This is a genomic window from Streptomyces sp. NPDC036813, assembly GCF_055609245.1.
This window is the reverse complement of sequence record NZ_JBVJPV010000002.1, coordinates 554606-567468: the sequence shown is the minus strand read 5'-3', so window position 1 is coordinate 567468 and position 12863 is coordinate 554606. Positions and strand designations below refer to the sequence as shown.

The window sequence follows — 12863 nt, the reverse complement described above, 5'->3', positions numbered from 1 at the left end:
GGTGCTCCGCCCCGGCGCTCAGGCTGGTCAGCCCGAGGGGCAGTCGCGTTGTGCGTCTATCTGAGCAATCGTCTGCGGACCGGCGCTCGTCCAGAACTGGTCAGCCTTGAGGTCCGTTTTTTTCAGCTCGTCCAGATTCACAACGTCGCCGCTGAACGACTCGGAGCGTGACTTGAAGGCGATGTCGAGGCTGCGAGGTACCTTTTGCGGTTGCGCAGAGTGCCTTCGAAACCCCTCGCCCGACCAAAGGTGAACGGTTCCTTTCCGAGCGGACATGGTTGTCGGCTCGGACGCCCACCACAGGATCTGCGGAGTCGCCGCCTGATCATTCTCGGGGTCATAGACCTCGACGCGCCGAACCTCTTCGGCAGGGCACAGCGGGATCTTGACGGTGATCGTCTCCCCATCGATCCGTGCACCGAACACAGGAGTTTCGGGGTCGGACGGCGCAAGGCCGCAGCCGGCGCTGATGAGACCGATCACAGCGAGTGTGAGAGGTGTCGAGCGCCGCATCAGCAAGGGTATCCACCCCAGACAAGGTTGGCTTGTCGCTCGAAGCGGTTCCGACAAGGGTTGCTGCCGGCGCGTATGTAGCGAATGACGAATCCGAGCCCGTAGCGACGCCACTGCCTCACGTGGATCTTCTCGTGGCGGATTCGCCAGTAGTCAGTCTTGTTGTACGTGAAGTAGGTGTTCCCGATCGTTGTCCCTCCTCGTGCGTGAAGGCCCACGCCGCCGCTGCACACACGCAGACCATAGCGGTAGGAGCAGTGGTATCCGAGGTATCTGCTACCGACGTGGGAAAGACCCCAGCCCAGGGCGTTGGCCGACCAGCGTCGCAGCCGGTGGGAACGCCACGGGCGCCACCACCTGCCGTCGAGGTCGAACTGGTTGACCGGGTCAGCGCCGCAGTACTCGTAGGCGTTGGCGCTGCCTCCGGGAACCGGGTCGGTCGACAGGAAGCGTCCGGTGGTGGGGTTGTAGAGACGCACGCCCATGAGGGTGAGGCCGGTGAGTGTCTCGCTGGAGCGCTGCTTGCCGCCGAGCCAGCCGTAGCGCGTTGCGGGCTGGCCGGTGCGCGGGTTTCCGTACTCGTCGTAGTCGAGGACCGTCGGCGCGACGCTGGTGTCGGCGGGCAGTTGCAGGGCGCTGTCGCCGTGCAGGTCGGTGAGGCTGAGGACGCTGTCGCCCGTTTTTGTCGTGGTGGCGGCGAGGTTGCCGTCAAGGCCGTCGACGCTGCGGGTCAGCGCTCCGGTGGCGGTGTCCTCGACGATCCAGCGGGGGTTGTCGCTGTCGGAATCGTAGTGGCTGAGCCTGGAAGCGGTCTGGGTCCAGGTGCCGGAGGTGTTGCTCTCGGTGGTGAACCCGCGGCGGCGCAGGGCCGAGTCCAGAGTCCAGGTCTGGCGCTGGTTGCCGGCGGTCTGCTGCTGGACGAGATCGTTGGTGTAGTACCCGATGGTCGAGCCGGGCAGGGCGGTCGTGCGGCCGAAGGCGTCGTAGGTGTAGCCGCTGTTCACCAGCCGGTCGGCGCTGTCGTAGCTGTAGCTGGTGGTGGTCGCTCCACTGGTGGTGCAGTCCAGGCCCACACCGGCGACGGCGGTGGCAAGGTTCGTGCGGTTGGTGTTCTTGTCGAAGGAGTAGGTACGGGTGGTGCAGACCGCGTCCGGGGTGCTGTCCTGCACCTGGGTCAGACGTCCGGCCTTGTCGTAGGCGTAGGACTGGGACGCGGCGACACCGGGGGTGCCGGCGTGGGTCGCCCACTGCCCCTGTGCGGTGGTGGTGATGCTGTCGGACAGCAGGACGGTGCCGTCGCTGTCACGGGTGTAGGTGCGGCTGGTGGCGGTTCCGGCCGGATCCTGCTCCTCGGCCATGGTGTAACCACCGGGCAGCGTCTGCTTGTTCAGATCGCCGTCGGCGTCGTAGCGGGCGGTGAAGGTACCGGCGACCGAGTCGGTCATCGACGTGGTCAGACCGCGCGGGTCGACGGTGGTGTCGTAGGTGTAGGTGGTGGTCGACGGCACGCTGTCGGTGACCTTGACGGGCCGGTCCAGCGCGTCGTACTGCGTGCTGGTGACCCCGCCGTCCGCGTCCGCGTAGGAGATGAGGCGGCCGAGCTGGTCGTACGCCTTGGTGATGGTGCCGCCGGCGGTGGAGGTCTGCTTGACCACCTGGCCGGTCGCGCTGTCGTAGCTGGTGGTCACCGCGGGGACGGCCGCTCCGAGGCCCCCGGTGATGGTGACGGTGGTCGGCCGGCCCGCGTTGTCGTAGGCCGTGGTGGTGGTGCGGGTGGTGCTGCCCGACGTTTCCGTGACGGTGGTGGGGTTGCCCCACCGGTCGTACTGGGTGGTCTTGGTGGGCAGCGTGGCCGGGTTGGAGCCGCCGCCGGTGATGGCCGCGGCCGGACCGGTCTGGCAGACCGCGTCCGCCCACTCCGGTCGCCCGCCACAGGCGCCGGTTCCGTCACCGGTGTAGTAGGTGGTGACCGTCGTGCCGGCGTCCGTCCCGCCGGAGGCGGGCTGGCTGCTCTTGATCACCCGGCCCTGGTCGTCGTAGCCGGTGGTGGTGGTGATCGCCAGGCCGCCCGGGTCCTGGGTGGTGGAGGTGGGCAGGCCCTTGACCCAGTCGTAGACGGTGGTGGTCACCCGCGCGTCGGCCGAGAGGTCCGGCCAGGAGCGCACCTGGGCGTCGGTGATCTGCTTGGTGACCTGGTTCCTGACGGTGGCGGTGCCGTCGGTCGGCCGGCCGGTGTCGTACTCCTTGACCGTGCGCTGGCGGGCCATCAGCTGGCTGCCGGTCGCGGCCACGGTCGTGGTGCCGTTGGTGAGAGCGGACGCCAGGGTGACCTGACGCAGGGGTGCGTAGGTCTCCAGTTGGCGGGTGCCGTCCGCGCTGTACACGGAGGTACTGGAGAGCAACTGGGCGCGCTCCGCGGAGGACAGCGCGTTGATGCCCAGATCGGTGAGCTGGTCCTGCTGCGCCGGGGTGGCGCCCAGGGCGAGTTCACGGTTGCCGGCGGTCAGGGTGCGGACCGTGTTGCCGAACCGGTCGTGCTCGGTCACCGAGATGTGGTGGCCGGGGGTCGCCTCGTCGACTTCCTGGCCGGAGGCGTTCAGGTAGTGGATGCCGGCACGGCTGTAGGAGCCGGCGGCGAGGTCCGTACCGTTGCTGGAGGCGGGTACCTGGTCGGTGGGGAAGACGGCGGTGGCGTCGGTGGGCAGGTCCTTCTGCCCCCAGCCGGCCACCGCGCTCGCGCCGAGGTTCTCCGGGGCCGCGGCGCCGGTCAGCGGAACACCGTAGACGACGGTGGTGGTGGCGGTGCCGTTGGTCTGGCTCGCGCTGCCCGGGGCGAGCGTGGGACGGGACGCCGTGAGCAGCATGCCGGCACCGGCCGCCGGGTTGGAGCCCGCCTGACCGTAGGTGAAGGTCCACGGCAGCTGACCGGCAGGGGTCAGCGTGGTGACGCGTCCGGCACTGTCGTACGCGTAGGCGCTCTTCAGCGCGGGGCTGATGCGCGGGTCCCACTGTTCGCGCAGCCGGCCGGCGTCGTCGTAGGCGTACTGGGCCACGGCGACGGCGGTGGCGGCGGAGGCACCGGGAGCGGTCGACCACAGCTTGATCTGCGAGACCTGGCCCGCCACATCACCGAACGCCGTCGCGGTGGCGGTGGTGGTCGTCGGGTAGACGAACTCCAGCACCCGGCAGCCCTTGACCGACGGGTCGGCCTCACATGCGGCGATCGTGGTGGCGGTGGTCGCGGCGATGATCCGCTTGGGACGGGCCAGGGTCTTGCCGCCGACCGTGACCGCCTCGCTGACCACCTTGGTGGTGGAGTTGGCCAGGCCGTCGGCCAGGGAACTGGTCACCGTCCACGTGGTCGCCGAGGAGTTCACCTTGGAGAAGGTGGTCACCGTGCCGTCGGTGTCGGACAGGGTGAAATCGCCGGAGGCGAAGGAACCCTTGAGTGTGAGGTCCTCCGAGCCGGGCTCGGGCACCCAGCCCGTCTTCGCCGCGTTGGCGGTGAACTTGATCGTGTCACCGTCCACGGTGACCACGTTCAGGGAAGTCGCCGAGGTCTTCACGACCTGCGTGTAGTCGGAGTCGACGTCCTCGGCCGTGGTGCCGGACAGCCACTCCTTGCCGAAGATCGCCGCCTGCCCCTCCTGTACGGCCCCGGCCTGCGGGGTGCGGGAGGATGCGGTGCGGGTCACTGCCATGCCGAAGAACGACGCGTCGGTGTCGGAGAGGGTGTAGTCACCGGTGAGCATGTTCACCGAGCCGGGACCGACGTCCTCGGACGCCGCGCCGTCGGCGGTGCGGTCGACCACGACGGTGATCGGGTCGGAGGAGGTGGCCGCGCTGCTGGGCCCGGTGAAGTCCGCCCTCAGCTGCACGGTTCCGTCGGGGCTGACCGTGGAGGTCGCGTTCCAGGTCAGGTCGGGGCTCTTGCCGCCGGTCAGGGCCAGCGGCCACGAGGTGATCGGCTGACCGGCGTTGGTGACGTCACCGGCCGGAATGGGCGTCCAGGTGTCGGCGTCGCCGCGGCGCCAGGAGAACGTGACGTGGTCGTACCTGGAGCCGTCGGCCTCCGCGGTCAGCGGGACGCGAGCGGCAGTGCGGGTACCGTCGTCGGGAGAGGTGACGCCGCCCGGGCCGACGTGGAAGGTGTAATTGACCGGCTCGGACTTGTTCTCCGCCTTGTCCGTCGCCCGCACCTGCAGGGTGTTCGTCCCCGCCTTGGCCGGGGTGACGGAGAAGGTGACCGGGGTCGTGGTGCCGCCGGTGGCGACCTTGGTCCAGGTGGAACCGTCCAGGGACCACTCGATGCCGTTCTGGTCACCGGCCGGCGGGGCGACGGTGAAGTTGCCCGCCTGGCCTGCACCCTTGACCCACTGGTCGCCAGGGTAGTCGGTGGAGGTCACCGAGGTCGGCGCGGACGGTGCGGTGGTGTCGACGGTGAAAACGGCATACGACGACCAGCCGAGGTTGTAGCTGGTGCCGTCATACGGCGTGGTGCGGAACTTGTACGTCTTGCCGTTCGCGAGCAGGCCGGTCGGGACCGTCACCGAGGCGGGCTGTCCCGCGGGGACGAACGCCGAGGACAGGTTCGAGCCGACCTGAGTGCCGGTCGCATTGTCGGCGATCTGGAAGAAGCCCTGCACCTTGTCGTTGTTCGGGTCCGCGAAGGTGTCCCGCAACGTCGGGGTCAGGGTGTTGACGTACCAGGTGCCGCTGGAGTCCTTGAAGAACGGCGGGCCGGCCTGCTGATCCGTGCCCGTGCGAGGCCGGTAGTTGTAAGTGACGACCAGCTTGGGCGGATTGGACGCCGCGTTCGCGGAGTTCACCCGCTTCCACGGCAGGCTCGTCGACTCGTCCGACGCCCGCAGGCCCATGTTCGAGGTGGCGTTCTTCGCCGACGCCCAGGTCTGGGCCAGGTTGGTGACGTCGGCGGTGATCCAGCCGTCCGGCTGCGCCGAGCAGCCCGGGTTGCCGGTGGTCGCCGTCGACGTGGCGAACTTCTGGTTCCACGTCGGCTGAGACGTCCAGCGCGAGGACGTGGTGGGCTTGGAGGTGTCCCACACCTCCCACGGATACGCCCTGCAGTCGGTGTTGCCCGAGTGGAAGTTCCACAGCGACAGCGTCGCCTTCGACACCAGCGCGTCCGCGAACGGCGCGGTGTTCCAGGTGACGAACGAACGCGCCGTGCGCGGCGTACCGTCGGCGTTCTTCGTGCCCGGGTTACCCAGGTCCAGCTCCGTGTCGGCCGACCAGTCGACCGTCTCACCCTGCTGCACATACGTGTCGAAGACATTCGACAGCGCGGCCGTCGACGGGTCCACGGTCACCGGGAAGGTCGTCTTCGGATCGGCCAGGAAACCGGCGTCCGGGGTGAAGACCAGGTCGACGTTCGAGCCGTGCTGGACGACCTTCAAGCCCACCTTGGCCCGGTGGGTGTGCTCACCCGAGACCTTGTCGACGCTCGCGTCCCACATCACCGGCGCTGGCATCACCGCACGCTGCTTGCCGGTCCTGGCGTCGGTGAACACCACACTGCCGTCGGCCTGCTGCCTGGCCTTCAGGCCCTTGGCCTTCAGCGGCATGGTGTATGCGTAACCCTCGGCAGCGGGGCGCTGCTTGATGGTGACGTACTGCTCGAAGCCGGTACGCGTGGCCTCCACGACCACGTCGGCACCAGGGACGGCGTCACGGTACGTGGCCTTCGGGCCATCCAGCACCGGGGCGGGCAGACCGCCCTTCCACTGCAGCTCCACCTGCTCCTGGCCCTGGCCGAGGGTGACCAGGGTGCGCGGCGTGCTCTTGCCTGCCGCTTGGAGCGACACGGGCTTGGAGCCGCCCTTGCCGCCCAGCACCAGACCCTGCGGGTGAGCCGCCGGCACGACCGAACCGTCGGCACGGGCCGCCAGGTCCAGGTTCACGTCGACCCATTTGCCGTCGCGCTTGAAGCGCACCGGGCCGGCCGCGAGCTCAGTGGTCAACGACCCGTTGGGGTTCACCCACGTCGTCGACGTCTCCGTACGCTCCGACAGTGCCTCGACCCGCTTGCCCGACAACCGGGCCGCCACCCGCGCCGACGGCAGGTCGGCCGCCTGAGTCGCCCAGCGCTTTTCCGCCTTGACCGTCGGCTGGGACCGGGGCGCAGCGAAGGCCGCGTCGCTTCCGTCGAGGATCGAGACGGACAGGACGAGAGCCAGTGAACCGGCTATGGGCGCGGCCACTCTCCGCAAAAGCCCCCGCCGCCCATGGGACGACGGGGGAAGGTGCTGACGCACGATCAACCTCCTTGTGAAGGCCCTGTGATGGGCCGGACAGGGAGCATATGCAGTGGACACGACAAATCAGCGCTACAGAAAAGGCGCACAGACGCGCTAACCGGTGCGCTGTCGCACATCGCCGCTCGCGCCTTGACTGAAGCTTTACTGTTCCGCGGGGGGCTCGCGGCAATTCTGAGCGGTTGGTCGGCGGAGAGGTCGTGACGACCAATGCCTCCGGTGCCGCAGGCGCAGCGTGCGCGTTGGGGATCACCGCACAGGGTGGGCGCACGGGCAGCGCTCGGAGTCCGCGCGTCCGCACCCCTCGTGTGGTACAGCGACACTGACCGAGCAGCCGACCGGCCAGATCGGGCACCAGGTATTCGGTTGGGCCCGCCCGCGGACGATACGTACCCTGTCGGACCATGTGTTACCACACGTTCAACGGCGCCTTCCGGCACTACGTGTGCGTCGCGTGCCGGCTCTCTTTCAAAGGCAGCGCGTGGCCGATCCGGAAGCGCATCTGTCCCGGCTGTCGTGAACAGCTCGTCTTCGCCGGCTACGACTTCGCCGCGCCCCGGCGACGCGACGCGAAGGCATGGTCCGTCGTTGCGACCGTGCTCGCGGAGGGGCTGACCTACGATCACCGCCCTGGCTGCGGCTGCACGCGGCTCCCCTCTTTCCGGCCCCGGACCCGAGCTCAAGTACGTGTCCGGCAACGCGCAGCCGAGCGGCTGGGGCTGCCTCTGTCGGTGACCCTCGCTCGCCGCGACGCCTTCACCTCGGAGAGCCGCGACGAGCAACCGCCCTCTCGGTAGGCCGCGAAGCGCCACACGACCGGAGCGTCGCGTCGACGCGGCCAGGTCGGATACCGCGCACACTGGCGTGTTGACTGCACCTTCTCTGGCTTCTTGCGCGAGGACAGGATTTCCGAAGCGCGCCGGCAGACGCCGCGGCGACCGAGCCACGCAGAGAGCGATCCGGCCGGCCTGCGGGCGTGGCCGGAATTTCGCTTACTTGTCATCTCCAGGCTGCCGTTGATGCCATGTCGCGCTTCCTGAGGATCCAGTTCACTGGGGCGCCCCCCTCAACCGGATCTGAAAGAGGGACGCATGTTGAGACGCACGCTGAAGCGCGGGCTTGTCACGCTCGTCGCCGTCGGTCTTGCCTTTTCCGTGGGGTCGGTGGCCACGGCGTCGGCTGCCGACAGTCCACTGACGCTCGCGGTCTTCGGCGACTCGCCGTACGGCAGGTCGGCGTACGTGCCTGCGGGCCAGACGGCCGACACCTCGCAGTTCCAGAAGACCCCGGCGTTCATCGGCACCATCAACAGCGACCCGGCCGTCAGTGATGTCCTCCACGTGGGTGACATCCACTCGGGCAAGGAGTTCTGCACCGAGGACTACGACGCCTCGATTGCGTCCGTGTGGCAGACCTTCACCAAGCCGCTCGTCTACACGCCGGGCGACAACGAGTGGGCCGACTGCCACAAGGCCTCGAGCCTCACTTCACCTGCTCAGGGCGGCGGCTTCTACGACTCGGCCTCCGCTGCGATCAACTACATCGGCACGAACGGCCTGTCGACCAACACAGCGGACTGCGTCAGCTACCACTGCGGCAACCCGCTCGACAACCTCGCCGAAGTCCGGCAGGACTTCTTCGCGCAGCCCGGGCACACCCTCGGCAGCGGGACACTGAACGTGGTGTCCCAGGCCACCGCCTACGACCCGAGCCACCCGGGCGACGCGCAGTACGTCGAGAACGTGATGTGGGCGCAGAACGACATCGTCTTCGTGACCATCAACGTGCCGGGCGGCTCGAACAACGACACCGACCCCTGGTACAAGGTGCCGACCGCGGGTCAGGCACAGATCGACGAGCGGACCAACCGGACAGCGGCCGACGTCCGCTGGCTCGACGCCGCCTTCGCCGACGCGCAGGCCAGGCATGCCAAGGCGGTGGTGATCACGGCACAGGCCGACATGTGGGACCTCGACGGCAAGACCAAGGACCACCTGACGAACTACGAGCCGATCATCAGCGAGGTCGCGGCGAAGACGACCGAGTTCGGCCGCCCGGTGCTGATGCTCAACGGTGACTCGCACCTCTACCGCTCGGACAACCCGCTGTCGCCGACGGCGACGTGCACCGGCGAGACGGACCCGGCCACCGGCGCCGGCGTGTGCACCCACGACCCGGGTAACAACGCGTGGAACGAGCACCCGTACTACAACGTCTCGAACTTCCACCGGATCGTGGTGCACGGCAGCACCACCCCCTTTGAATGGCTGAAACTGACCGCAGACCCCAACGCCAACCACCCCGTCACCGGCACGACCTACGGACCCTTCAGCTGGCAACGGATGCCGCAGCCACAGCTGTAAGCGGCTGAGCGCACACGACCGGCCACGGTGTCCCATGCGGACACCCGGCCGGTCGCGATCCCCCGGGGCGCGGGGTCGCTGCGCCGCAAACCAGGGATTCACAGGGCGGTACGGGCCGCACGCCCTGGTCGTGTGCCCGGCCTGCCTCGCCGCCGGCCAGGCTCCCGACCAGGCCGTCCCAGCGCCGTACGCCCCGCTGCTGCGGTCACCGGGATGTCACAGGCGGCCGGGCTGTCTCGTCCAAGGTCCCGAAGACAGACTTCGGGATCGGGAAGGTGATGGTCATGCGCGTGTTCGTGGCAGGCGGGAGCGGGGTTCTGGGGCGGCGGCTCGTGCCGCAGCTGGTGGCCCGGGGCCACCAGGTGACGGCCACGACGACGAGTAGGGCCAAGCTGGACCTGCTCACGCGGCTCGGCGCCGAAGGTGTCGTGATGGACGGGCTGGACGCGGCGGCGGTCGGCGAGGCGGTGGCCTCGGCCCGACCGGACGCGATCGTGAACCAGATGACGGGCCTGTCCGAGGCCCACGCCGGCAAACCCGACATGAGGAACGCCGACCGCTTCTTCGCGCTCACCAACCGGCTCCGCACCGAGGGGATCGACCATCTGCTGGCCGCCGCCGAAGCGGCCGGCGTCGCCCATGTTGTCGCGCAGAGTCACGCCAGCTTCAACGGGATCCGCGAGGGCGGATGGGTCAAGACCGAGGACGATCCGCTGCAGGTCGTGGAGGGGACGAAGGCGATCAGCCACCTGGAGGCCGCAGTCGTCAGAGCAGGTGGCGCCGCCCTGCGCTACGGCGGCTTCTACGGCCCCGGCGCCAACGACGACCAGGTCATGATGGTGCGCAAGCGGATGTTCCCGATCGTCGGGGGCGGCACCGGCTACACCTCGTGGGTGCACATCGACGACGCGGCGAGCGCCACCGTCCTGGCGGTGGAGCAGCGAGCGCGGGGCGTGTTCAACATCGTCGACGACGAACCCGCGCCGGTCAGCGAGTGGCTCCCCTATCTCGCCAAGTGCGCCAAGGCCAAGCCGCCGCGGCGCCTCCCGGCCTGGCTGGCCCGGCTGCTGGCCGGCGAGATGGTGGTGGGCATGATGACCGAGGGGCGCGGCTTCTCCAACACCAAAGCGAGGCGGGAGTTGGGCTGGGAACCGCGGTACCCGTCATGGCGTCAAGGCTTCCGCGAGGAACTGGCGTAGACGTCCGATGTGCCACCGCGGAACCATGGCCTGCAGCTCTGCCAGCGGTGGTTCGCCCTCTGCGCGCCCTGGATCTCTCCGGCCCCGAATGCGGCGCCGGGGCTCCAGGGCGGCGCGCCTGCCGTTCAGAAGGCGGAGTTGGCGAACCAGTGGGTCAGCAGGTCCTCGTCCCCCTCGTGAGCAAGGGGCTGCGCACGGTGAGGCAGGCGGCCGTAGACGAGCAGGAGCAGGTCGGCCGCGGTTCCCCGGACGGTCGCGTCAGCGGTCTCCGTGGCTGCGCCGGCCGCGTCCAGGCCGAAGCCGTCGGGGCGCAGGCGAACGAGCCAGGCGTCGTCGCCGTCGGTCGTGCGGAAGCGGATGGTCCTGTCGGGGCCGCGCAGGTCGGCCACCTTGGGGGCGAAGGACGTGGCGAACGGCAGGTTGACGAGGAACTCGTCGATCCCGTCGACGGCGAGGGAACGGTCGATCGCGGGCCGGAGGCCGAGGGCGAGCTCGGCGTCGGCCCGGTGCAGCAGCGTCTCGAAGAGCATGCGGCGGGCCCAGAAGCGGGCGTGCTGGTCGACGCCCCAGGCCCACATCGGCAGGTCCGGGTCCGTGGCGGCGAAGGCCTCGGCGGCCACGGTCGCGCTCTCGGCCAGCCAGTCGGGGTATCCGTCCTCCCGCTCCGGGAGCCGCAGGTCCACCTCTCGCGTGCGCGGGGTCTCCTGGACACGCGACCGCAGCAGGACCGAGAACCAACGCTGCACGCTGCCCGTGTGCTTGACCAGGTCGGCCAGTGTCCAGCCGGGGCAGCTGGGCACAGGGGCGGCCAGGTCGGCGTCGCTGATCGTGGCGACGAACCGTGCGGTCTCCGCCGCGACCGCCGCGCGATGATCGACCTGCGGGACGGAGGAAGCGTGGTGGGTGTCTTCGGACATGTTCATCGTGAGCTGCCTTTCCGGGAAGGTGCGGGTCAGCCGGTCGGCTGGTCGAGGACGGCCGGGGCAGGGCTTTCGGTGGCCTTCCTCAGGACGGGCGTGCGCGGTGCGTGCGCCGACTTGATGCCGACGAGCGAAACGGCGACCACCAGGCCGAAGGCCACGCCGGCGATCGCGAAGCCGATCGTGAACTGGCTCTCCTGCGGCAGTGCGGGCACGCCGTCCGGCACCGGGATGGTCTTCGACGCGAGCAGCGTAGTGATCACCGCGCTGGCGACGGCGCTGCCGACCGAGCGGGAGATGGAGTTGATGCCGTTGGCGATGCCGGACTGATGGGCGGGAACGCTCGCCACGATGAGGGCGGGCATGGCGGCGTAACCGAAGCTGATCGCGAGACCGATGACCATGCCCGCGCCGATCACCGAGGCAGACGTTTCGTGCGCCACGGTCAGCCACGTGAATCCGACCAGGCCGAAGCAGGCCCCGGCGGCCAGGGTGACGCGCGCGCCGAGCCGGCGCACCAGCACACCGCCGAACTGTGAGCCCACGAGCGAGACGAGGGTGGTCGGAAGCAGGTACACGACGGACGCTCCGAGCACGGAGGCGCCGAAGCCGTAGCCCGCGAGGTCCTCGGGCACCTGGACGAGGTAGGAGACGCCGATGAACTGGGCGAACATCGCGAAACCCAGCAGCAGACCGGCCAGGTTGGTGAACAGAACGGGCCGGTGGGTGAACATCTTCATGTCCACCATGGGTTCCTTGACCCGGCTCTCGGTCATGACCCACACGGCTGCCATCACGATCGCCCCGGCGAAGGAGCCGAGGGTACGGCCGGACGTCCATCCCCACTCGTGCCCCTGCGAGACCGGCAGGAGCAGCAGCACGAGCAGCGCTCCCAGGGTGACCGCGCCCAGCCAGTCCGTCCGCCCTCCCGTTGCCGCCCGGGAAGCGGGCACTGCGAACCAGACGCCTGCCAGTGCCACCAGCGCGAGCGCCACCGCGAGCCAGAAGACCCGGTGGTAGTCGGGGTCGGTACCCCGCGTCAGCAGTCCCGCGCCGACCAGGGCGAGCCCGCTGCCGAACGCGAGGGTGCCACTGACCAGGGCCATGGCACCGGGCAGCTTCACCGGCTCGATCTCCTCGCGCAGGACGGAGAGGGCGAGCGGAAAGATCGCGGTCGCCGCTCCCTGCATGACCCGGCCGACGATCAGCCAGGTCAGCGAGGTGGTCGTGGCGGCCAGCACCGAGCCGGCGACCATCACGACCAGAACCCCGATCAGGGTGCTCTTCTTGCCGTGCTGGTCGCCGAAGCGGCCGAGCAGCGGGGTGAAGACCGCGGCCGACAGAAGCGTGGCGGTGGTCACCCAGCTGACGTTCGCCGTGGTGGCCTGGAGATCGTTCTGGATGATGCCCAGGATCGGGACGACCAACGTCTGCATCATCGAGACGACCATCGCGGCGAGTCCCAGAGTGAGGATCAGCACGCTGTCCGGTGCGCGCCTCGGGCCCGCCGTGCGCGGTGCTTGTGACACGGAATCTCTTCCTTGGTGAGACCTCGGCCCTGGCAAACGCAGGGCACGCCGAAGCCGGAGCAGT

General features: G+C 69.3%; 6 protein-coding genes. 2 read left to right on the top strand and 4 right to left on the bottom strand.

Features of this window, described 5'->3' with window-relative positions; translation table 11 throughout:
• Positions 1–27 precede the first annotated feature (27 nt).
• A complete protein-coding gene (locus ACZ67Q_RS06615; RefSeq protein WP_471177247.1) occupies positions 28–483 on the bottom strand; it encodes a hypothetical protein in 456 nt (151 codons plus the stop codon).
• Between the two features lie 29 nt (positions 484–512).
• Positions 513–6698: a DNRLRE domain-containing protein gene (locus ACZ67Q_RS06610; RefSeq protein ID WP_471177750.1), complete on the bottom strand. Its 6186-nt coding sequence runs from the start codon at positions 6696–6698 to the stop codon at positions 513–515.
• Between the two features lie 1181 nt (positions 6699–7879).
• Here ACZ67Q_RS06610 and ACZ67Q_RS06605 point away from each other — a divergent pair.
• Positions 7880–9151: a hypothetical protein gene (locus ACZ67Q_RS06605; protein ID WP_471177245.1), complete on the top strand. Its 1272-nt coding sequence runs from the start codon at positions 7880–7882 to the stop codon at positions 9149–9151.
• 278 nt (positions 9152–9429) lie between these two features.
• Positions 9430–10350, top strand: coding sequence for an NAD-dependent epimerase/dehydratase family protein (locus ACZ67Q_RS06600; protein ID WP_471177243.1), 921 nt, complete (start codon positions 9430–9432; stop codon positions 10348–10350).
• A gap of 125 nt (positions 10351–10475) precedes the next feature.
• On the opposite strand, the gene ACZ67Q_RS06595 is transcribed toward ACZ67Q_RS06600, so the two are convergent.
• Positions 10476–11273 (bottom strand): maleylpyruvate isomerase family mycothiol-dependent enzyme, encoded by a 798-nt coding sequence (locus ACZ67Q_RS06595; protein ID WP_471177241.1) that lies wholly within the window; start codon positions 11271–11273, stop codon positions 10476–10478.
• A gap of 29 nt (positions 11274–11302) precedes the next feature.
• Positions 11303–12799: an MFS transporter gene (locus ACZ67Q_RS06590; protein ID WP_471177238.1), complete on the bottom strand. Its 1497-nt coding sequence runs from the start codon at positions 12797–12799 to the stop codon at positions 11303–11305.
• Positions 12800–12863: the final 64 nt, after the last annotated feature.